The organism is uncultured Slackia sp., from assembly GCF_959608125.1.
In the GTDB taxonomy this organism is placed as follows: domain Bacteria; phylum Actinomycetota; class Coriobacteriia; order Coriobacteriales; family Eggerthellaceae; genus Slackia.
Map to the genome: position 1 here is coordinate 1 of NZ_CAUHPG010000006.1, position 23,270 is coordinate 23,270.

General features: G+C 62.8%; 16 protein-coding genes. 3 read left to right on the forward strand and 13 right to left on the reverse strand.

The genetic code is table 11. From position 1 onward, the window contains the following. Positions 1-155: 155 nt before the first annotated feature. The 5 genes from Q6E04_RS02945 to Q6E04_RS02965 all read right to left on the reverse strand — a co-directional run bounded on the left by Q6E04_RS02945 (position 156) and on the right by Q6E04_RS02965 (position 7,761). Positions 156-1,478 carry a hemolysin family protein gene (locus tag Q6E04_RS02945; RefSeq protein ID WP_303249315.1) on the reverse strand — a complete coding sequence of 441 codons (1,323 nt, stop codon included), beginning with the start codon at positions 1,476-1,478 and terminating at the stop codon, positions 156-158. Between the two features lie 232 nt (positions 1,479-1,710). Further along, a complete protein-coding gene (locus Q6E04_RS02950) occupies positions 1,711-2,592 on the reverse strand; it encodes a trimeric intracellular cation channel family protein (RefSeq protein ID WP_303249316.1) in 882 nt (293 codons plus the stop codon). 208 nt (positions 2,593-2,800) lie between these two features. Continuing rightward, a complete protein-coding gene (locus Q6E04_RS02955; protein WP_303249317.1) occupies positions 2,801-4,093 on the reverse strand; it encodes an MFS transporter in 1,293 nt (430 codons plus the stop codon). Between the two features lie 279 nt (positions 4,094-4,372). Next, positions 4,373-6,763: a tRNA (adenosine(37)-N6)-threonylcarbamoyltransferase complex transferase subunit TsaD gene (tsaD, locus tag Q6E04_RS02960; RefSeq protein WP_303249318.1), complete on the reverse strand. Its 2,391-nt coding sequence runs from the start codon at positions 6,761-6,763 to the stop codon at positions 4,373-4,375. A gap of 419 nt (positions 6,764-7,182) precedes the next feature. Next, positions 7,183-7,761: a biotin transporter BioY gene (locus Q6E04_RS02965; RefSeq protein ID WP_303249319.1), complete on the reverse strand. Its 579-nt coding sequence runs from the start codon at positions 7,759-7,761 to the stop codon at positions 7,183-7,185. Between the two features lie 166 nt (positions 7,762-7,927). Between Q6E04_RS02965 and ade the strand changes: the two genes are divergently transcribed. After that, positions 7,928-9,751, forward strand: coding sequence for an adenine deaminase (gene ade, locus Q6E04_RS02970; RefSeq protein ID WP_303249320.1), 1,824 nt, complete (start codon positions 7,928-7,930; stop codon positions 9,749-9,751). 128 nt (positions 9,752-9,879) lie between these two features. On the opposite strand, the gene argH is transcribed toward ade, so the two are convergent. The 5 genes from argH to Q6E04_RS02995 form a co-directional block, all read right to left on the reverse strand. Beyond that, the gene (gene argH / locus Q6E04_RS02975; RefSeq protein ID WP_303249321.1) at positions 9,880-11,271 is read right to left on the reverse strand and encodes an argininosuccinate lyase; all 1,392 of its coding nucleotides are present in this window, start codon (positions 11,269-11,271) and stop codon (positions 9,880-9,882) included. Between the two features lie 88 nt (positions 11,272-11,359). Beyond that, entirely contained in the window at positions 11,360-12,655 is a 1,296-nt protein-coding gene (locus Q6E04_RS02980) for an argininosuccinate synthase (RefSeq protein ID WP_303249322.1), read from the reverse strand. A gap of 483 nt (positions 12,656-13,138) precedes the next feature. After that, complete coding sequence (locus Q6E04_RS02985) at positions 13,139-13,672, reverse strand: DUF1667 domain-containing protein (RefSeq protein WP_303249323.1); 534 nt, start codon at positions 13,670-13,672, stop codon at positions 13,139-13,141. Further along, positions 13,669-16,455, reverse strand: a complete 2,787-nt coding sequence (locus Q6E04_RS02990) for an FAD-dependent oxidoreductase (protein WP_303249324.1) — start codon at positions 16,453-16,455, stop codon at positions 13,669-13,671. The genes Q6E04_RS02985 and Q6E04_RS02990 overlap by 4 nt, the downstream gene beginning before the upstream one ends. A gap of 151 nt (positions 16,456-16,606) precedes the next feature. After that, positions 16,607-17,281, reverse strand: coding sequence for a flavin reductase (locus Q6E04_RS02995; protein ID WP_303249325.1), 675 nt, complete (start codon positions 17,279-17,281; stop codon positions 16,607-16,609). A 171-nt stretch (positions 17,282-17,452) separates the two neighbouring features. Between Q6E04_RS02995 and Q6E04_RS03000 the strand changes: the two genes are divergently transcribed. Both Q6E04_RS03000 and Q6E04_RS03005 read left to right on the forward strand, forming a co-directional pair. Beyond that, the gene (locus tag Q6E04_RS03000; RefSeq protein WP_303249326.1) at positions 17,453-18,724 is read left to right on the forward strand and encodes a serine hydrolase; all 1,272 of its coding nucleotides are present in this window, start codon (positions 17,453-17,455) and stop codon (positions 18,722-18,724) included. 128 nt (positions 18,725-18,852) lie between these two features. Then, complete coding sequence (locus Q6E04_RS03005) at positions 18,853-20,103, forward strand: Bcr/CflA family efflux MFS transporter (RefSeq protein WP_303249327.1); 1,251 nt, start codon at positions 18,853-18,855, stop codon at positions 20,101-20,103. Positions 20,104-20,230: 127 nt separating this feature from the next. Here Q6E04_RS03005 and Q6E04_RS03010 read toward each other — a convergent pair whose 3' ends face one another. From Q6E04_RS03010 to Q6E04_RS03020, 3 genes are all read right to left on the reverse strand, one after another. Beyond that, a complete protein-coding gene (locus tag Q6E04_RS03010; RefSeq protein WP_303249328.1) occupies positions 20,231-21,238 on the reverse strand; it encodes a dipeptidase in 1,008 nt (335 codons plus the stop codon). Between the two features lie 204 nt (positions 21,239-21,442). Continuing rightward, entirely contained in the window at positions 21,443-22,366 is a 924-nt protein-coding gene (locus Q6E04_RS03015; protein WP_303249329.1) for a branched-chain amino acid transaminase, read from the reverse strand. 157 nt (positions 22,367-22,523) lie between these two features. Beyond that, positions 22,524-23,252, reverse strand: a complete 729-nt coding sequence (locus tag Q6E04_RS03020; protein WP_303249330.1) for an aspartate/glutamate racemase family protein — start codon at positions 23,250-23,252, stop codon at positions 22,524-22,526. Positions 23,253-23,270 lie beyond the last annotated feature (18 nt).

Genomic DNA, 23,270 nt, shown 5'->3' on the forward strand with positions numbered 1-23,270 from the left:
CGCTTGATTCACTTCTTTTGCCGTTCAGAAAACGGGGTCCTTTGCACTTTTGGGGTCTAGTTCAAAAACGGGGCGTTTCGATTCGGACCGTATGGGTCCGACATTATTCGATAAAGACCGCATCACGCATCATCGATCGGCGGCGAGCGACAAGGCTATTTCTCCTCTTCCTCCGATTCGTCGACGGTAACCCAGAACTCGACCTGACCGATGCGGCGGACGTCCATCGAACGAACCACGAAGCGAACGCTTACGTTGCCTTCGGCATACGTGGTTTCGTCGCCGGCCTCGGGAATGCGGTCGAACGATTCGAGCAACAGGCCGCCGAGGGTTTCGTACTCGGGGAAGCCATCGGGATCGAAGCCCACGCATTCGGCGAAATCGTCGATAGAGCATGCGCCGGTGGTAAGGAAGTGACCCTCGGAAACCTTGGTCAGGGTTTCGTTGTTGCTATGCACGTACTCGTCGTCGTAATCGCCGATGATCTCTTCGAAGATGTCGCCCATCGTAACGACGCCGGACGTGCCGCCATGCTCGTCGACCACGATGGCAATCTTGGTCTTCTCCTTCTTAAGCAGCTGAAGAAGCTTGACCACAGGCATGCTCTCAGGCGCGGCGACGATGCGGCGAATACGGATATCGGACATCGTGATGCCAGGATCGAGATTGTAGAGGTCCTTGATATGCACGAATCCGACGATATCGTCTTTATCCTTGCGATACACGGGGAAGCGCGTGAACTTATGCTCTTCGACCACATGCAGATTCTCTTCGAGCGAATCCTCGAGGCCCAGGCATACCATATCGGGACGCGGGGTCATGATCGCTTCGACGTCTTTATCGGCGATATCGAAGATGTTATCCACGAATTCGTTCTGCTCGGAATCGATCAGGCCGTTTTCGGTGCTTTCGTCGATAAGCAGACGGATTTCCTCTTCGGTATAGACGTCGTGCTCGTCGGCGGGGTCATGGCCCATCAGACGCACCACGCCATTGGTGATCGAATTGAACAGCCACATAATCGGATAGGTGAGGCGATAGAACCACACCAGGGGACCGGCCGTGAACAGCGCGTATTTTTCGGTGCTGAAAATAGCGAGCGATTTGGGAATGAGCTCGCCCACCACGATATGCAGCGCCGTGACCAGGCAGAAGCCGATCGCCACCGACACGGCGAAATTCACGCTGTCGGGAACGCCGAGAAGCGTGAACAGCGGGTGGAACAAAGCCGATACGGCAGGCTCGCCCAGCCAGCCGAGGGCAAGCGAAGCCAACGTGATGCCGAGCTGACAAGCGGAAAGATAGGCGTTGACGTTATTGGCGATCAGCTGGGCGTACTTAGAGCCCGGACGGCCCTCTTCGACCAGCATATCGACCTGCGATTTACGCACACGCACAAGCGAAAACTCGGCCATGACGAAAAACGCGTTCATCAGAAGGAAGAAAACGACAAGAAGCAGACTTAGGCCAACAGGCATAGGTGAGACTCTCTCCTTTCAGGACGGTTGCAAGGGTCTCGTCGGAACCCGCCCTATGCGAATTCCGAAACGGCTTGAACAGCCGTTTTTCAATACCAGCAAATGATACCTGAACAGTAGCCCCTCGAGTATCGGAAATGCGCTCTACCCGGATCCGTCACCAATCGGATACATGCGCGAAGCCTCCGGAAGCCGACGCGGAATCGAAGGATGAGAAGATCGGCGCCGTCGATCAGCGCATATATTTCAACGTGTCGCCCGAAGCGGAAGAACTCCCAGGTGCAGGCGACTTCCCTCGCCCTTCGTCGCCGTCGTCGAACAAGTCGGATTCTTCATCGAAGCGCATCGTCTTCTCTTTACGCATGCGGCGCCTGCGCTCCTTCTTGCCGCCGCCCAGAAACAACGCCCTGATGACGTATGCCAGGCGCTCGAACGGACGCGACACATACGGCGTCAAATCGATAGGATCGTCACCCGTGCGCCAATCGAAATACACGCTCGCATAGCGCAGCACCAGGACGGTAAGAACGCAAATCGCCGCGGCGACCGCAGGGTCGATGCCGAACGAAGCGAAGAAGACGTACGCGAACGACCCGCCGATGGCCGCGACGGCATAGTAATTGCTCGATTTGAAAATACCGGGAACTTCGCCGACGAACGAATCGCGAATAGCGCCGCCGCCGACGCCGACGATGGCCCCCAAAACGACCGACATCACCACGCCGCTTCCGCAATCGAACGCCTTGCTCGCGCCCGCGACGGCATACAGCGCGACCGAAAGCGTGTCGCACAGAAAAATAAGCGAGGGCAGGTGACGGAAGATCCCCCGGAAATAGAACACGAAGAAGCAGAGTCCGACGCATAGCAAGAACAGGTACGGGTGCGACATGAAATACACGCCCTCGTCTTGCAAAAGGAAGTCGCGCAGAATGCCTCCGCCATAGGCGGTAAGCAGGCCGCACACCGTGGTTCCCACGATATCGAGTTTCCGGTCGCAAGCGAACATCGCCCCCGTGACGACGCCCACCACGACGGCGAAGTAATCGATGAAGGCAGGCACCACGCCGCCCGAAGCGGTGATGCGCTCGGCGAACCATACGAAGATTTCGTCCAACTTTTCCGCCTCTCACGAGTACGAACGAGCCGATGGCCCGCCGGATCGGGCCATGGCGGCATCTTAGCACGCCACAAGCCCGAGAAATACGCAGTCTGATTCCCGGCGGACGAAGCCGACCGCTGCATCGACGACGCATGTTGTGCGAAATCATGCGAAACAAGCTGCGAACCGATCAAGCTCAAACCGGTCCGCAACGGCGCTGCGGCTATTCGGCGGACGGTTCATCAAGCGCGCGCACGCTTTTCGGCAGATAAAGCGCGATGCCGATGAGCGCGCAGACGATGCCGTCGATCACGAAGAACGGCGCCACGCCGATGGGTTCGGCCGCAACGCCGCCGATGGCGATGCCGATCGGAGACGCCAGGCCCATGGCGGCCGTGACGAAGCCGAGCGCGCGACCCATCTTCTCTTCGGGCACATTGCGCTGGACGAGCGTGACCGTGGGTCCGTTGAACCAGGCGCACACCATGCCCATGAGCACGCACAACACCGCGAACACCCAAAACATCGAAGGCGCCAGCAGACCCGACGCGGTCGCCAGCACGCCGAACGCCACGCACGACACACCCAACAGCAGCGCCAGACGCTTTCCGCCGCCCCACGCCATGATGATGAGCGACCCGACGAACAAGCCGCCCGCAAACGTCGCCTCGGCCACGGCCGCCATGAAGCCGTCGCCGCCGAAGTGGTCATAGGTCATGAGCGGATAGAGCGAGCCCATCGGCCCGAAGCTCACCATGCCGAGCGTGATCAGCACGATCAGCAGGAACAAACCGCGGTTCGCGCGCAGGGCATCCCAGCCCTCCTTCATCTCGGCCAGGGGATGGCGCTTCTCGCAGGCGGCCGCCTCTTCATGAACGGAAGGAATGTGCGCCTTGACCAGCGCAAGGCAGGCCAGCGCAGCGCCGGCGAAATCGAGGAACATGACGGCATGGAAACCGACGCCTTCGTAGAGCATGATGCCCAGCGCGGGCGACACGATGCCCGCCACGCTCATCAGCATCATGTCGAGCGTGTTGATGCGCAGAAGATGTTTCTCGGGAACGAGCATAGGCATGGCCGCCATCATAGCCGGCCCGTGGAACGCCTGACCGACGCTGCGCGCGACCACCATGAACATAATGGCCGCGATGCTCACATCGCCCAACAGAATGAACAGGCCGAGCGCAAGCGACACCAGCCCCACCGCCATGTCGGCCGCGATGATGACCGCCTTGCGGTTATAGCGGTCGGCGACGACTCCTCCGTAAGGCGACAGAATGCCCTGGGGCAGATAAGCGCAGATGCTCATGGCCGACAGCAGAATGGCGCTACCCGTGGTCTCGGTGACGCACCACACGGCGGCGAAGCTCGCCGCGTAGCTCGTGAACATAGAGACAGCTTGGCCGGCCCAAATAAAAGCGATGATTGCAAGCCAGTTTTTGGAAAGAGGGCGGCCAGACGCGCTCAAGCGCGACTCGGCGGAATTATCCGGAAGCGGACGGGAGGAAAATCCCATAGAAGTTCTCCTTATGTCGAAAGAATGCAGGTATGCAGAAATCGCGGCTGAAAAGCCGCGTGATGCAGAACGCGCGGAATAGACGACGATGTCGCAACGCACGCGATCCGTATAAGAGGTTATTTCCTACAGGAAATACGGCTGCACCTACATAAGTCCTTCCGACGTGGAGAAAATGACGGCCCGCTACGAAATAGCAGGCCGCAAAAGTCTATCACATACGCCGCCGCGCCTTCCAGTAGCGGACGGCTCGTTTCGCGGAATGGGAAGCCGATGAAGTTAATACGCCTCGTCGAGCGGAGCATGGGCCTTCACGTCAAGCGACCAATCGGCGAATTTGCCCTGTTTATAGCGGTCGTGCGCCACAAGCGCAATCATGGCCGCCTGGTCGCCGCAGGCCGAAAGGGGCGGCATCGAAAGGCGAACGCCGCGCTTCTTGCAAGCCTTCTCGTACGCCGCGCGCAGGCCGGGATTGGCGGACACGCCGCCGCCCACGCAGAATTCGCGCGCGCCCGTCTCGTCAAGCGCCGCCATGGCCTTTTTCACCTGCACGTCCACCACGGCCTGCTGGAAGCTCGCCGCGATGTTCGGCATGTCGAGTTCGCGGCCCGCCTGCTGCTCTTTCTGTATATAAGTAGTCACCGCGGTCTTGAGGCCTGACAGGCTGAAGCGCAAATCGCCCGAGTGCATGAGCGCGCGCGGGAAATCGATCGCCTTCGGGTCGCCCTTAGCCGCCAGCTTGCTGATGATGGGACCGCCGGGATATCCAAGGCCGAGCGCCTTGGCCACCTTGTCGAAGGCCTCGCCCACCGCATCGTCGATCGTCGACCCCATGGTGACGTAATCGCCCCAGTCGCGCACGTGCACGAGCATGGTGTGGCCGCCCGACACGAGCGACACGACCATGGGCGGCTGGATGTCCGGCGTGGCGATCTTGTTCGCATAAAGATGGCCCTCGAGATGGTTCACCGCGATCAGCGGCAGATCGGCTCCCCATGCGGCTCCCTTGGCGAAGGCCACGCCCACCACGAGCGCGCCCACCAGGCCGGGCGCGTACGTCACCGCGACGGCATCGAGGTCGCGCCAACGCAGGCCGCGAACGCCGAGGCTGCGCGCGGCGGACTCGAGGCATTCGTCGCACACGCCGCAGATGGCTTCGATATGCTTGCGGCTGGCGATTTCAGGAACCACGCCTCCGAAACGCGAATGGAAATCGATCTGCGAAGCAACCACATCGGACAGAAGCGCGCCCGTGCCGTCGACTATCGAAGCGGCGGTCTCGTCGCACGAGCTTTCGATGGCAAGGATCAGCGGATGCGATGCGGTCTCGCACGCATCGGTGCCGCCCGCCACGTCGTCGACATGCAGGCGCATGCCCGCCACGTCGCGGCGCGCCTCGGGCAAAGGACCGCTCATGATCGTCGCGTCTTCGCGGTCGCTGTAGTAATGCGGACGCGTGCCAATGTTAACCAGGCCCATACGCTCGTAGAACGTCTGGGCGCCGGCGTTGGACGCACGCACCTCGAGCGACATCTCCGTCGCCCCCAGATTGCGCGCATCGGATGCCACCAAAGCGATCAACTCGGCGGCGATGCCGCGGCGGCGATATGCAGGGTCGGTCGCGATCTTGAGGATCTGCACCTGGCCGTCAACAACCCAACCGCCGCAATAGCCTACCAGCGCAGGACCATCGAAGGCGGCCCACCAGGTGCGATCCTTGCGAGGAAGTTCGTCGGCCACAAGCGACGCCTTCCAGGCATCGCTTCCCATGGTCATCTTCTCCAAGCGTGCCACATCGGCTGCGTGGGCCGCGTCGAGCGGACGGTAGTCGATCGGGGCGGCGTCCTGCGAGCCCTCGAACAGCTGCACGCCGGTGCGCAGGTTCTTGCCGCCGTCTTCTTTCGCCAGGCGGATACGCTCGTTTTCCTCGGCATCGGAAAGACGGGTGTACACGGGCAGCAACGTTGCGGGGTCGGCGCCTAGGCGCTCGGCCAAGAGCAGACCGCGTCCGCTGACGGCCCACAGGGATTCGTCGGCCACGACGCCCAACGGCTCGAAGATATCGGCGTATTTCACCAGGCCATCGCCCAAAACGGCATCGAAGCGGCATGCATCGGCGCTCTCGCCGAGAGCCTGCAGGGCCTCAGCCGCCCACGCAGGGGCATCGACCGCTTTGACCACGGCATCGGCAGTCAGGCGCGAAACGCCCGCCTCTGCGATGTCGAACAACACGGGATAGACCTCTTTGCGCATGGCGTCGGCGGCGACCAGCACGCGACCGCGCAGGCCCTGCGCCCATGCGTTCCATGCGACGGCATCGAGCGTGGACACGCCGAACAGCGGCACCTCCAACGCGGATGCGGCGCCCTTCGCGGTAGCCATGCAGATGCGCACGCCCGTGAAGCTTCCAGGACCGCGGCCGCACACCACGGCAGCGATCATGTCCTTCGAAACGCCCGCCTCGGCCAGCACGTCATCGACCAAGGAGAGCAGCACGGTATTGCTGGCACGATGGGCTTCGACCTCGCGCGCGGCTGCGATGTCGGACAGGGCGCACGGCCGCCTCAATGTCGCCACGTCGTCGCGCGACGCCGCATCAATGCGGCCGAGACCGACGGCCACCACCTCGTTGGCCGTATCGAACGCCAGGATATATGCATGTTCAGCCATCGCCGAAACCCTCCGAATTCTTCGAACGCGCCGTCTATCGCGAAAGCGCCGCACACCGCGGCTTCGTGGCACCAGGACCTGGATGCGGCGGCTGCGCGGCAAGACGGTAAAACAAAAGACCGGCGGGCGCTGCGGCTTCGCTGCGCGCCGGGCCGGTCGAAACGATACGGATTTTACAACGCCCCTCGCGCGCGAACGCGTCAATCGACGTGATTGCGCACATAATCAAGAACTTCCAGCGCTGGTGCCTGGTTGTTCTTTCAAATGCCCCACCCTCGTCGAAAGCGGAGCCGAGGGGCCGGAATCCGTTCGGGACGAAGCGCAACGAGGGCATCCTTTACACAAACGGGCGCCGGCTGCGACACGCCGGCGCCCGTCCTCGCGTTTGCACGCATATATACAGTTAGTCCTTTCGGCCCTTACGCCTTGTGCTGCGCGGCGCGAAAGGCAGGCACGGCGCTTTCGACCGTCTGGGCCAGCGCCACGCCGACGAACAGCTTGATGGCGTCGAGTACGATGAAGGGCGCGATGCCTGCGGCGAACGCTGCCACCGGGCCCATGCCCGTCAGCACCATGAGCTGGATCCAGCCGCACAGATACGACGCCAGAAGCAGCACCAGGGCGCCCGCGCCTGCACGCGCCGCGCGCATAGCCTTGCTCTCGGGACGACGCCAGGCCTTGAACAGCAGCACCGCCAGAATGGCGCCGATGCCGAAGCCCACCAAGAAACCGCCCGTCGGACCCACGATGGAGGCCAAACCGCCTTTCATGCCCGAAAACACCGGCACGCCCACGGCGCCCAAAGCAAGGTAGCCGAAAACGCCGATCAAAGCCTGGCGTGCGGGAAACAACGTCACGATGAACACCAAGACCATGGTCTGCAACGTGAACGGCACCGGGCCGAACGGCACGGTGACCCAGGCGCTCACGGCCAGAAGCGCGATGGCCAAGCCGCAGAATGCGACCGTTTCGGTTCGCTTAAGCGTCGTATTCTTCATAAACCTTCCTCCTTACGTGGTCGGCAGCAAAACGTCAGGCATTGTAGCACTTTAGCGTACGATAGTAAAAGCCGAACCGTGTGGACCGTGAGGACCCAGCGGGCCGCGCCCCCGCTTTGGATGCGGTCGCGTATGATGAAGCCGACCCCGGCGAGAGGAGCCCCTCATGATCAACCGATTCTGCAAAACGCCGCTGTGGGAGTGCAGCAAGACCCTTGCCGACGTGGCCCTAGGCCGCGCCCCCGCCGAAACCGTGGTTCGCAACGCACGCCTGGTCAACGTGAACACGCGCGAAGTCATCGAAGGCGTCGACGTAGCCGTTTCATGCGGACGCATCGCCTATATAGGAAACGCCGCGCACTGCATCGGCGATGGGACACGCGTCATCGAAGCGGACGGGCGCTACCTTGCGCCCGGATTCCTGGACGGACATATCCACGTAGAGTCGTCCATGATGGGCGCAGCGCAGTACGCGCGAGCCGTTGTGGCCCATGGCACGGTGGGCATCTACTGGGATCCGCACGAGGTGGCGAACGTCGTCGGCCTCGCCGGCGTGAAGGCCATGGTGGAAGACGTGCGCCGTACGCCGCTCAAGGCCATGGTGACCACGCCCTCATGCGTACCGGCCGTTCCCGGGTTCGAAGACACCGGCAGCGCGATCGGTCCGGACGACATCGCCGAAAGCATGACGTGGGATTGCGTGGTAGGCCTCGGCGAAATGATGAATTTCCCCGGCGTGCTTTCAGGCGATGCCCGCCCGCTCGATGAAATAGCGGCCACGCTGAAAGCGGGCGGCTGCGTGACGGGCCATTACTCCGTCCCCGAAACCGACCGCGGCCTGAACGCCTACATAAGCGCGGGCATCCGCTGCTGCCACGAATCCACACGCGCCGAGGACGCGCTGGCCAAAGCGCGCCTGGGCCAATACGCCCAACTGCGCGAAGGTTCGGCCTGGCGCGACCTGGCCCAGCTGGCACCCGCCATCGCCGACGGGGCCGTGGACACGCGCTTCTTCAACCTGATATCGGACGACACCCATCCCAACACGCTCGTCGAATACGGCCACCTCGATCATATTCTGCGCCGCGCCGTGAAGGAAGGCATCGACGCGCTCGTCGCGCTGCAGATGGTCACCATCAACACGGCCACGTGCTTCCATATGGAACACGAGCTGGGAAGCATCGCGCCCGGCAAGTGCGCCGACATGGTGCTTTTCTCCAGCCTGGCCGATTTCGACATCTCGCTCGTCATGATCGACGGCGAGGTGGCGGCCGAAAACGGCAAGGCGACGTTCGAGGTGGAGCCTTTCGACTACCCCGCCTGGATGACCGATACCATGCACGTGGGCGAAGACATCGCAGCGGACACCTTCCGCATCCCCGCAGTAGCAGCCGACGGGCGCGCGATCGAAAGCGGCGCCGTGCGCGTGCGCGTCATGGAGGCGCTTTCGGGACGCGTCAACAACGTCGAGCGCATCGTCGAAATGCCCGTCGAAAACGGCGCCATCGAAGCCGATGTGGAACGCGACGTGCTGAAGGCTTTCGTCTTCGAGCGGCACAACGCCACGAAAACACACGGATGCGGCCTAGTTTCAGGCTTCGGCATCAAGGGCGCGTTCGCACAGACCGTGGCCCACGACGCCCACAACCTGCTAGTGGTGGGAAGCAGCGACGAAGACATGGCGCTTGCAGCCAACACGCTGATCGCCTGCGGCGGCGGGGCGACAGCCGTGCGCGACGGCGAAGTGCTGGGCTTGGTGGAGCTTCCCGTAGCGGGCCTGATGAGCACGCGTCCGCTCGAAGACGTGGCCGCCCAGGTGGCGGGGCTCGAGCGCGCGTGGGAGCAGATGGGCTGCGCCATGCCGTCGCCGTTCATGACGATGGCCCTGCTCTCGCTCGCCTGCATTCCCGAACTGCGCCTGACCAACCGCGGGTTGGTGGACTGCCGCACGTTCGAGTTCGTGCCCCTCGTGATCGACGAAATTCGCTAAACGACGCGAAACGAAACGACGCCTCCGCTGCTCATGCGCGGAGGCGTCGTTGTTTCGATGGACTGTGGAAGGGACTTGAAACCGTCCGTTTCCGCAGACCATATACCCCTTATCCGTATCGAAACGCCCTATGCGAGCGACGCCTCGTCGGCGGCGAGCGCCGCGGCCGCCTCGTCCAGCTGAACGCGCACGGCGTCGTGGCCGGTGCCGCCATAGGTGGTGCGGGCTGCCACGATGGCGTCGATGTCGAGCTCGCCCGCGATGTCGTCCTCGAACAGATTGCTTGCGCTCTTGAGCTGCTCGAGCGTCAGATCTTCGAGGCCGCAGCCCTCGGTTTCGCACAGCAGGACCAAACGTCCCACCACCGCGTGGGCCTCGCGGAACGGCATGCCCTTCTTCGCCAGATAGTCGGCCACATCGGTGGCGGCCATGAAGCCCTGGCCCGACGCCTTGCGCATGGCGGCCTCGTTAAGCTCCATGGTCTCGATCATGCCGCCCATGCACAGCATGCAGTCGTGCAGGGTCTTCGCGGCGTCGATCGCGCCCTCCTTGCATTCCTGCAGGTCCTTGTTGTAAGCCAGCGGCAGCGACTTCATGGTGACCAGCAGGCCCACCAGGTCGCCAACCACGCGGCCCATCTTGCCGCGCGTCAGCTCGGCGAAGTCGGGGTTCTTCTTCTGCGGCATGATCGAGCTACCGGTCGAGAAGGCGTCGGAAAGCGTGATGAAGGAATACTCCGACGACGACCACAGGATGATTTCCTCGCACAGACGCGACAGATGCATCATCGACACGCTGCAGGCATACTCAAGATCGAGCAGATAGTCGCGGTCGGACACGGCGTCGAGCGAATTGGGGATCGCGTGGTCGAAGCCCAGCAGCTCGCTCGTCATGGCGCGGTCGAGCGGATAGGTGGTTCCCGCCAGCGCCGCAGATCCGAGCGGATTCGCGTCAGCCGCATCGTATGCGGCGGCCAGGCGCGCGAAGTCGCGCGTGAACATCCAGAAGTACGCAAGCATATGATGGCTGAACAGCACCGGCTGGGCATGCTGCAGATGCGTGTAACCGGGCATGACCACGCCGAAGTGAGCCTGCGCCTTCTCGATCAGCACGTGACGAAGCGCGATATTGCCCTCCATCAGCGACATGAGCAAGTCTTTCGCATACAGACGCAGGTCGGTGGCCACCTGGTCGTTGCGCGAGCGGCCCGTGTGCAGGCGAGCGCCGGCCGAGCCGATGTCGGCGATGAGCGCCGCCTCGACCGCCATGTGGATGTCTTCGTCGTTCACGTCGAAGACGAACGAACCGTCGTCCATGCGCTCCTTCACGGCCGCGAGGCCCGCGTCGATCGACGCGGCATCCTCGGCGGAGATGACGCCCTGCGCGGCGAGCATCTTGGCATGGGCGCGCGATCCGGCGATATCGTGCGCGTACATGTTCTTGTCGACCTCGAGCGATGCGCCGAACTCCTGGGTGAAGGCATCAACGCCTCCGACGAACCTTCCCGACCACAGTGCCATTGATAAAACCTTTCCCGCACCATGCGTCGCCTGCATGGTTTCTTTCAGATAGCTTCGAATTTGACGAGGTATTTTACAGAACTTCTGTCTACGCGGCGTTGGCTGCGGCCGTCTCGTCGGCGGCCTGATCGGCCTGCGGCGCGACATCGGCCGCGGGACCCTGCATAGCCGACCACGTGGTCACGGGCAGACCGTACAGGTCGATGAAGCCCTTGGCCGACTCGTGGTTGAATACGTCGTCGGCGCCGTAGCTGGCCAGGTTGAAGTCGTAGAGCGAATAGGGGCTCTTGCGGCCCGTCACGGTGCAGCTTCCCTTGTACAGTTTCATCTTCACCGTGCCGGTGACGTATTGCTGCGTCGCGGCGCAGAACGAATCGAGCGCCATCTTCAGCGGGGAGAACCACATGCCCTGATACACCGCCGTGGCCCACTGCTGCTCGACGCCCAGCTTGTAGTGCTGCGTCGCGCCGTCGAGGCACAGGGTCTCAAGCGCCTTGTGGGCGTCGATCAAGACCTTCGCCGCGGGAACCTCGTAGCACTCGCGCGACTTCACGCCCACGAGACGGTTCTCCACCATGTCGAGACGTCCGATGCCGTGCGCGCCGGCCTTCACGTTGAGGGCCTTCACGATGTCGACGAAGGGCATGTCCTCACCGTTAAGCGAGCAGGGAACGCCCTGCTCGAAGCCGATTTCGACGTACTCGGCATGGTCGGGGGCGTCGGCCGCATCAGCGGTCAGCGTCCAGATGTCCGCGGGAGGTTCGGCCCAGGGGTCCTCGAGCACGCCGCACTCGATGGCGCGTCCCCACAGGTTGTCGTCGATCGAATACGGGGACTTCTTCGTGGCGGCAACCGGCACGCCGTGGGCCTTCGCCCATTCGATTTCCTCCTCGCGGCAGTGCAGGTCCCACTCGCGCACCGGCGCGACGATTTCGAGCGTGGGGTCGAGCGCCTTGATCGAAGTCTCGAAACGCACCTGGTCGTTGCCCTTACCCGTGCAGCCGTGGGCGATGTAGTGCGCGCCGAGCGCGTGGGCCACTTCGACCATGTGCTTTGAAAGCAGCGGGCGCGAAAGCGCGGAAAGCAACGGGTAGGAGTTCTCGTACAGGCCGTTGGCGGCGAGCGCCAGGGCGAGGAACTCGTTGGCGTATTCCTCGCGCATGTCCACGGCGAACGAGGCGATGGCGCCCATGTCCAGGGCCTTCTGCTTGATCGCGGCCAGGTCGCTTTCGTCCTGGCCCACGTTACCGCACACGGCGATGACGTCGAAGCCCTTCTCGACCTGCAGCCACTTCAGGCACACCGAAGTGTCCAGGCCGCCCGAATACGCCAGAACGACCTTTTCTTTGGCCTGGCCCTTGTTCGCGTTCATCGTGGTTTCCATGTTCAATCTCCTTTTCGTCAGCCGCGCCGTTGCTGCTTGCGCGGCCGGCGTCGCGTTCGATTCGCCGCCCCTGCGGCCCGTCGTATGCATGCCCGATGCATGCGCTGTCATGGTTTCTTGCGGTGGCTGCGGCGCTTCGCCGCCATTCGCCCGAAAACAAAAAAGCACCCGGCGATGCCGGGTGCTTCAGGGTCCTTATGATGGGATGCTACAAGGAAGCTACCTTGTATGGACCGCAAGAAACACACGCGTGCATCGCAGCGTGTTACGTCGGTCCTGGCGTCGGAAGGAAAACTGCTGTGCGGTTGCGAACATGTCAGTTACTCCTTTCCGTTGAATCGCCGTTCGGGCATACATGGTACTTCGCTTTATTGCATTAAAGCGTAAATCGAACTTTAACGAATATTCCAAAACAATGCAAGGAGAAATATAAATTTTCTCATTTCAGAATATCTATGCGTATAGAAGGAACGCGCGGGCGCGTTAGAGCACCGTTTTCGTGGCGATCGCGTCGATTCCGGTGTCGCAAATATCGGCCACGACCACATCTCCTTCACGGACGGGAGGCTGTACGCGCGCGGCCGCGAGAACGGCGGCGACTTGCATGATCTTGTTCTTCGGAACGGGCTGCGCGGTCTTCACGCTCACGGGGCTGAGCCTGCCCTCGACGGGCACGCTCGCCGTGACCATGCGCACCGGATGGGTGGCTTCCTGGCGTGCATAATCCTTGCCGCGCTTGCACTTGTAGCCCACCACGCCCAGCGTATCGAGGCCCTCGTCGCTTTGCGAAAGCATCACCGTGAGCCTGCAGCCCAACGGACAGCAGATGCACGTGTACGTTTCCTCGAACGTGCGCTCGGGACGCCCCGTCTTCAGCGGCCCGCCCGGACGCGACGACGCGACGCCGCCCCACCGCGGCGCGTCGGCCTGCACGTTCTTGACATCCGAACGCAAAAACGCCCGTTCGGTCGATGCGCCGGGATTCGCGCCGGCGCCGGTTTCGTTGATATCGCTCATCGCTGCTCCTGCACCTTCACCGTCACTTCGATCGCCTGCGACAACACGTCGCCAGCGATGTCGATGCCCTGCATCTCGGCGGGCACCGCCACCGGCACGCGGCGCTTTTTGACCGTATGCCACGCGCCCTCGGCGTCGCGCGCCTCGACGAGCACCGTCGCCGCCTCGAACGCCTTCGACGTGCGGAAACGCAGCGTGATGCGCTCGGATTCGTCGCTGATGAACTGCGGCACCGCGTAGCGCACGCCTTCGCCCGCCGTCACGGGAACGCCGCGGCGGGTTTCGTATCCCGCGACGCCCGCGGCGTGACGCGCGGCCGCCATGCCGGCGCGCTCGCCCTCGCTCGACACGAAGTCGACCAGGTCGTGGATGTGCAGCGCGTTGCCGCACGCGAACACGCCGTCGACGCCGGTCTGGAAATCGTCGTCGACCACTGGGCCTCCCGTCACCGGGTCGAGCTGCACGCCCGCAGCCGACGCCACGGTGTTTTCGGGCACCAATCCCACCGACAGAAGCAGCGTGTCGCACGCGATGCGCTGCTGCGTGCCCGCGATGGGCTTGAACGTCTGCGGATCGACGCGGCTCACCTCGACGGCCTCGAGGCGCCCCTCGCCCTCGATGCGCGTGACCGTGCGCCCCGTATACAGCGGAATGCCGAAGTCGTCCAGGCACTGCACGATATTGCGGCGAAGGCCGCTGGGCTCCTGATTGATTTCGAAGACGCCTACCACGCGCGCACCCGCGAAGGCCAGACGGCGGGCCATGATGAGGCCGATATCGCCCGAGCCCAGAATGACCGCCTCTTTGCCGGGCAGGCACCCTTGCAGGTTCATCAGGTTCTGCGCCGAACCCGCCGAATACACGCCGGCAGGGCGCTCGCCCGCCACGTCCAGGGCGCCGACGCCGCGCTCGCGCGAACCCGTGGCCAGCACGACCGCGCCCGCGCGCACCTCATGCGACCCGAGCGGATCGACGTAAGACACCCGTAGCGCCTCGCCGTCGGCGCGGCCGAATCCGAGCACGCTGGCCTCGGCCACCACATCGACGGAAAGACCTTGCAGACCGGCCAGCTCGCGCGAAGCGTATTCGGGGCCCGTCAGCTCCTCGCCGAAACGATGCAGGCCGAATCCGTTGTGGATGCACTGCTTGAGAATGCCTCCTTGGTCGGGCTCGCGGTCGATCACGAGCACCGACGCCCCTGCGCGGGCCGCCGACGCAGCGGCCGCGATGCCCGCCGCGCCGCCGCCGATCACCGCCACATCGTAGGCTGCGCGCGCAAGATCCTGCAAGGCTTCCGCCCGTTCGCGCGCAACATGGTCGAGCCGCGCGGTTGCGCAGTACTGCTCGGGAGCCGCTGCCGCCAGCATGCCGCCCTCCAGGCGCTTCGGCAACTCATCGGGAGAAACTCCCAGCTCGCACGCCACGATCTTCGCTATTTCGGGAACGCAGAAGCCGCCGTTGCAGCCGCCCATCATGGCCTCGGTGCGCCACTTCACGGCATCGATGCACAGCACGGGAATACGGGTGTGCAGCACGGCCGCAACGTCCGCTTCGCTGATCTTCTTGCAGCGGCACACGAGACGGCCGGCGCGCGGATCGGCCGCGATGGCGGCGGCACGGCCCCGGTCGTCAAGCGCCGAGAACAGCGGCGGCATCTTCACCACGGGGTCGAACGATTCCTTGCGCGGCGCGCCCACGTACGCCGCGATACGCGGCGCCATATCGACGGCCACGGCAGGCGCCGACGTCAATCCCGGCGAATCGAAACACGCCACGTTGAAGAATCCAGGCGCATCCGAAGCTTCGCCGATGACGAAATCGCCCGTGTCGCCCGTTGCGCGCACTCCCGCGAAATTCGCGATCTGGGTGCGAGGATCGAGTCCTGGAAACGTCTTGCGCGCGGCATCGAAGATGAAATCGAGCCCCTCGCGCTGCGTCGCCACGGCGTCTTTGCTCTCCTGTTCGACAGCGTTCGGACCCACCAAAAGGTTTCCGTGCACCGTCGGCGACACGAGGACGCCTTTGCCCGCCTCGGTCGGCGCCTGAAACATCGTGTGCGCGAACTTCTCGCCCGCCGCCGTGTTCATGAGGCGGTAATCGCCGCGGCGCGGCGTGATGGAGAAGCCGGCGTCCGAAACGCAGGCGGCAAGCTCGTCTGCATGAACGCCCGCCGCATTCACCACGGCGCGCGCATGCACACGGCGGCCGTCGGCAAGCGCCAGCACGTATCCGTCGCCTTCGGCGGCACGCTCGATGCGCTCGACGCGCGACGAAAAACGAAACTCCACGTCGTTCGCAGCGGCGTTTTCGGCGGCACGCCACGCCACCTTGTACGGGTCGCAGATGCCGCCCGTCGGCGCCAGCAGGGCGCCGATCGCTTCAGGGGAGACGTTCGGCTCCAGATCGCGCAGCTCGGCGGAGTCGATCACACGCAGCCCCTCGACGTCGTTGCGCTCGCCGCGCTGCGCCAGCGCGCGCACGGCCTTCAATTCGTCATTCGTGAACGCCAAGACGATCGATCCGTTTTGCTTATAGGGAAATCCCAGTTCGGATGCCCATTGGGGGTATAAACGCGACCCTTCGACGTTATAATGCGCCTTCGCGCTGCCGGGTGCGGGATCGAACCCTGCGTGCACGATGCCGCTGTTCGCCCGCGTCGCCCCGCCGGCCACGTCGAGACTGGCCTCGAGCACCACGACGTCCGCCTTGAAACGCGCGCATTCTCGCGCCACGCAGGCGCCCGCGACGCCTGCGCCTACGATGGCGATATCGAACCTTTCCATACGCTCTCTTTCTTTTTTCGGATATCCGTTGCGCAGGATACGCCGGGCATGTCTTACGCATCGGGTCGCTCCGTCGAACCGCTTGTCCGCCTGTGCGAACGGCGCGCGAACGCAAAACGGGCGCCCCGCATACGGAACGCCCGCGAAAACCCTACAGTTCGATACGTTCGAAAAGCTCCTTGCCCACGCCGCAAATCGGGCAGCGGAAATCGTCGGGAAGCTCGTCGACGTATTCGATATGGCCGCAGATCGTGCAACGCCACGCCACTTTGCGCTCGGCGGTCTCCTGCGGCGCGGCGACCTCGACCTGCGCGTCAGGTGCTTCGTAGCTCGACGCCTTCGGGGGCGTCTTGCCGCCCTTGACCTGGTGATAGTATGCATACGTCATAGGCTCGTCGGAAGAAAGCGCCTCGGCCTGCACCACTTCGCCGACGATGAGCATGTGGGTTCCCAAATCGAGCGCGCCCTTCACCTTCGCCAGAAAATGGGCCACCGTCTGCTCGGCCACGTAGGGAATGCCCGCCTCGTCGAATTCGATCGCGGTGTCGGAGAATTTATCGGTGTCGGCGCTCGTATGGAAGCCGAAACGGCCGATCAGCTCCATCGTTGCATTCTGCGACAAAACGGACGCCTCGAACATTCCCGACTCCAGGATGACCGCCGTGGTGGCGTTTTCCTTGTTGATGGCGATGCTCACCTGTGCGGGAGTCGAAGTGACCTGGGCGAACGTATTCACAACGCATCCCGCATTGCCCGATTCGCCCCGAGCCGTCACGATATGGAGTCCGTACGAAAGGCTCCTGAATGCTTTTTTATCGATTGCCATAGCTGCCCCTTTCGATGCGCATGATGCCTTCACATCCGTCTCCAAACCTGAAAAAGCTCTGGAAACGGACTTTGTTCGCGGCGCAATTTCCATTGTTCCATTTTAGCCAAACCCACTCGGTGCTACAGTTGCGAAGAAATATCGCTCATACCCAACCGAGGAGCATCTTTTATGACCGATGGAAACCATCGTCGTCCGAGCGCCCATGACAACAACGGGCTCGACGACGAAGCGCGCGAAAGGGCTCGCGAACACCTGCGTCAACGCCAACAGGCCGAAGGCCGTCGAAGCGGCCCAGCGCACGCAGCGAGTCGCGAGAAGCAAGACGACGCGCGTCCGCAAGCCCGTAGCACGGCCGACATGGCGGCTCGCGCCGCAGCAGGCGCACGATACACAGCCGACATGGCATCCGCCCTTCCCAAAAGCGCGCTGGCGATCGCGGCGGCGGTCGTGATCGCGATCGCGGGATTCGCTGCCTTCCAATGCACCCGTCCCGCAAACGACCCCACGACCGAACCCGAGCCTGTCGCAACGCAGGTAGAAACGCCCGACGCCGAGGAAGCTTCCTCGGAATCCGAGCCCGTGCCCTTCGAGCCGACCCCCGAAGCGCTCGACGGCATTCCCGAAGGAAACGGCTTGCAGACCTTCGCGCTTGCGGGCGAAGACGCACCCGGCCTCTCCGATACGCAACGTTCCGCCATCGAGGACGCCATCGACAACGCCGAAGAACACGGCGACGTCAGCCTGGTGTTCTACAACCTGGAAACCGGCAAGGGCATCAGCTACGATGCTGACACGACCGTCTACGGCGCCAGTTCGTTCAAGGCCCCATACGCGCTGTACGTGTGCCAGACGCAGGTCGACACCGGCAAGATCGACCTCGAAGACTCCTGTCAGGGCACGAGCGCCTATGACCCCAATAGCTACTACAACGGCGGCTCCTATCCGCTGTCCGACCTGATCGCAGATGCGATCGTCTATTCGGACAACAACGCCTTCGGCTCGCTGCGCGACGCATTCGACTCCGAGGGCTATGACGAATGGGTCGACGAACTCGGTCTGGACGACGTGCACTATCGCGCCGATTCATGGTATCCGTGGTACTGCGCCCGCACGTCCGCCAAGCTGTGGACCGAAATGTATTCCTACCTGCAGACGCCGAGCGAGGCGGCACAGCTGCTCAACGAGCTCACGAGCCAGACGGAAGTCTCCTTCATCCGCGAAGCGTTGCGCACGACCGGCGCATCCGTGCAGGACAAAGCCGGCTGGTGCGCCGACTCCGACCCGCTTTGGAATGGCGTATGCGACGCGGGCATCGTGACGCTCGACGGCAAAACCTACATCCTCTCCATCATGACGGGCATGCCCGACGGAGATACGAGCTATGCGCTCTACGAAGACATCGCCGCGGCCGTCTTCGATGTGCGCGACACGCTCGCGTAAGGCGCGTTCGCAACACGAATGGCCGACGGGCGCTTACGGCAATGCGCCCGCAGGCCGTATAATGATCGGGCCGCGCGAATCGACCGTGCGGCCCGCATTGTTCGCATAGCTTGAAAAGAAGCGTTTCTATGGCATTTTCCATCGAAAACCGGCTCGTCAAACCCCAGCCGAGGCTCGGCGCAGGAGGACTGCTCATTCTGCTTGTCGCGGCCTCGCTCATTACGCCGCTTTCACTCGACATGTACACGCCCGCCGTACCCGGAATGGCGCGCCACTTCGACACCGACGTCTCGCTCGTGAACATGACGCTCGTGGGCTATTACGCCTTCTTCGCACTAGGCATGCTCGTGTTCGGACCGATGAGCGATAAGCACGGACGCCGCCCCGTGTTGCTGGCAGGCGTCGGCCTGTACAGCGTCTCATCGGCAGCATGCGCCCTGTCCCCCACGATCGAATTCCTCATCGGAGCACGTATCGCGCAAGCCCTCGGCGCCGGCGCCATCAGCGCCGTCTGCACGGCTGCAGTGAAGGATTCGTTCCAGACGTATTACCGCGAGAAGATCCTCTCGGTCATTCAGGTGCTGTTCGTCGTAGGACCCGCCACCGCGCCCGTAATCGGCGCGGGCGTCGTGGCCGCGGCCGATTGGCGCATGACGTTTTGGATTCTGGCGGCGATCGGCGTAGGATGCCTCGCCCTGACCGTGCTTTTCGAAGAAACGCTGGACGAAAAGGAGCGGTCGAGGGGAAACTTCTTCCATACCATGGCGCAACTCGTCGTTGTCGGCAAGAATCCCGGATTCATGACGTTTCTACTGCTGACCAGCCTTTTCGAAATTCCTTTCATGGGATATATCGCCGTCGGCTCGTATATCTACGTCGACTTCTTCGGCACGGGCGAAGTAGGATACAGCCTATTTTTCGCAGTAGCCGCGATCGTCATGGCGGCAGGGCCGTTCATCTGGCTCGTGGCGTCGAAACGCATCTCCGTTATTCGCTTCACCACGTTCATGCTGGCATTTTCCATCGCCATGGGAATCGTCATGCTGCTCGTCGGCCAAAGCAGCCCATATGCGTTCTGCGCCTGCTTCATCGCCTTCGCCATGGCCGAATCGTGCACGCGGCCTTACAGCATGAACATCCTGCTCGAACAGCAGGCGCGCGATGCGGGATCCGCATCGGCGCTGATGAACTGCATCCGCACGGCGATCGGCAGCCTGGGCATGGTCTTGGCGGCGCTTCCCTGGCCGAATTACGTCGTAGGCATCGGCGCATTGATCGTGGCGTTCATGACCGTATCGTTCGGTATGTGGACGATGCTTCTACGCTCGGGCATTCCGCTTGTCTGCGTGAAGGAGGATAGACCCGTCAAAATATGGTGACCCGCTTCGCCGCGACAACGTAAAAATCAAGAACCCCTGATGGAGTACCCTTCAGGGGTTCTTTTTTCAGTAACATCGTCAGCGCCGTCAGGCAGCATGCATCGAAGACGGAGCGGATAGGGCGCGCCTAGACCGTCTCGTTCCGCTCGAAGAAGGAACACGCGTTCTCGAAGCAGATCGCCTCGGCCACTTCCACGCCGAACTCCGCAGCGAACAGATCGTACAGCGTACCGACCTTTTCTGCGGGTTCAAGCCACTCGGGCACGTCGCAGCCGTCGTAATCGCTTCCCAGCGCGACGACGCGTTCGCCGCCCAACTCGAGCATATGGTCGACATGGCGCAGCACGTCATCGCGCGTCACGGGGCCTGCGTCCGAAAGGAAGCGCTGGCAGAAATTCAGGCCCACGATGCCGCCGCGTTCCGCGAGCGCGCGGAACTGGTCGTCGGTCAAGTTGCGCGGATGGCCGCACACTGCGCGAGCGTTAGAGTGCGATGCGGCGAACGGACGCTGCGCCGCCTCCAGCACATCCCAGAAACTGCGATCGTTAAGATGCGACACGTCGACGACCACACGGCGCTGTTCGAGCATGCGCACGGCATCGCGGCCGAAGAAGCTCAGGCCGTCGACGGTTTTGTTTCCGGAAGCGATGGCGTTTTTGTCGTTCCAGGTCAACGTCAGCATTTTCACGCCCGCGTCGGCCGCTTCGTGAATGCGGTCGAGGTCCTCGCCGATAAACGATCCGCCTTCTACCGTGAACATCGCAGCGCAGCGGCCCGCGTCGACGATGCCGCGGATATCGCGCGCATCGCGCACCTGCTCGACCAATGCGGCGTGCTGTTCGAGCTGCCCCGCGAAGTAGCGGCGCACTGTGTCGAACACGCGGTAGCCGCCCTCGACGCCGATGTCATCGGGAATGAACGCAGCGAAGCACTGGCACCATGCGTAACCTGCACGCGCCATACGCGTCAGGTCGATATGGGCGTCGTTGTCGGCCAGCGAGCTCATGCGGTAGGCGGGAATGGCGGCGTCTTCGGCCATGAAGCCGGCCTCGGGAATAACGCTATGCAGCGCCAGGCGGTCGAGCGTGTCGCAATGCAAATCGAAGATACGCGTCGGCTGCGTGATGATAGGCATGATGGATCCTTTCAAATACAAGAAGGGCTCCGGAATCGGAGCCCTTACAGAATACCGTCGAAATAGAAGGAAGGGGAATCCCCCGATCGGCCCGACCGGCGCAGGGAGCGTGCTTCGCACGTGACCGGAGCACGGAGGGACGAGACAGGGTGCCCGGCGGCTTTGCAGCGTCGCCCGGTTTCGTCGGCCGAACGGCCCACGAAACTACTTAACCTCGTACAGCCAGTCGCTGTATTCCTCAAGCTCGCCGGCGGTCATGGCGAAGAAGCGCTCCTGGATGGCCTTGGTAATCGGGCCGCGGCCGCCGATCGGGCGGTCGTCGATCGCCGCGACGGGCGTCACCTCGGCCGCAGAGCCCGTGAAGAACACTTCGTCGGCGGCGTACAGGTCGGCACGCACCAGGCGCTCTTCGACAACAGGAATATCCAGGTCCATAGCAAGGTTGAGCACGGTGTCGCGCGTGATGCCCTCGAGCAGTCCTTCGGCCACAGGCGGCGTGGAAAGCACGCCGTCGCGCACGATGAACAGATTCTCGCCCGTGCCCTCGCACACGTAGCCGGCCTCATTGAGCATGACGGCCTCGGAATAGCCGTGGGCCTTCGCTTCGAGCTTGGCCAGGATGGAGTTCATGTACGACGCTGAAGACTTCATCTGCGGCGGAATGGCGTTATTGGAACGCTGGCGCCAAGAAGAAACGCCGGCGGTGATGCCCTTTTCGAGAGCCTCTTCGCCCAGGTAGGCGCCCCAGGGCCAACACGCGATGATCACATCGACGGGAGCACCCGTGGGATCGACGCCCATCTGGCCGTAGCCGTGATACACCAGAGGACGGACATAGCAGGAAGGAAGCTCGCAAGCCTTGATGGTCTCGAGCGTAGCGGCGACAAGTTCGTCGGCGGTGTACGGAACGTCGATCATGCACATCTTCGCGGAACGGACCATACGTTCCATATGGTCTTTCAGACGGAAGACGAAACTCTTTCCGGTCTCTTCGTTGTAATAGCAACGCATGCCCTCGAACACGGCCGAGCCGTAATGCAGGGAATGCGTGAGCACATGCGTGGTACACTCGGCCCACGGAACCAGCTCGCCGTTCTTCCAGATATACTTCGCTTCCTCCATCGCCATGGCCGATGCTCCTTCCCTGCGTACGCGACGCATTGCTCGAAACGATGCGCTTTAATTCGGTATCGAAGGATTATACTCCATCACAGTAGAGTGCGAAGTAAATTCAGTGTTACAGGACGCTTTCGCGAAAAACGCGGCGAACGGGAAGGACGCGAAGCTATTTCAAGCGGGCTCCGCATTCTTCGACGGCACGAACGGCAAGCACTTCGAGCGCGTCGACCACCAGCATCCCCCGAGCCTCGGAGGGCGCATCGATGACGGAAAGCTCGGTACAGCCCAAAAGCACGCTGTCGCAACCGCGCTCGCGCAGATGGGCGCATACATCGTCGAAAGCCCGCATATCGGCAGGACGGCCCGCCTTCACGTCGTCGTAGATGATGCTCATGACCTTGGCCTGATGCTCTTCGTCGGGAAACACGGCGACGAGGCCTTCGGCCTCGAGCGCCTGCTGCAGCACTCCCGCGCGGCCCGTTCCGTCCGTCGCCATGACGCCGACGACGGCCTTTCCTTCACGCGCAAGATAGCGCGCGGCCTCGAGCGGCATATGGAGGACATGCGCCGTGGTCAGGCACCCGAACGTCTCGTCGCTTTTGTAATGGCCTGTCACGCACGGCATGCACAGCACGTCGCAACCCATGGCTTCGAGCTCAAGCGCCGCCTCGCGCACGGCGGGAACGTAAGATTCGTCGCTTTTGCCCAGAATATAGGCGGTGCGGTCGGGAATCTGGGGGCGATTGAGAATCGTGATGTCTATATGGTCTTGGTCGGTGGCAGCATCGGTATGGTCGATGATGCGCATAAACAAGCTCGCCGTAGCGGCGGGGCCGAGCCCGCCGATGATGCCGAGCTTTTTCAACGCAGCGCTTTGGCCCATGAATTCCTCCATTCCGCCGATTCCTACGGC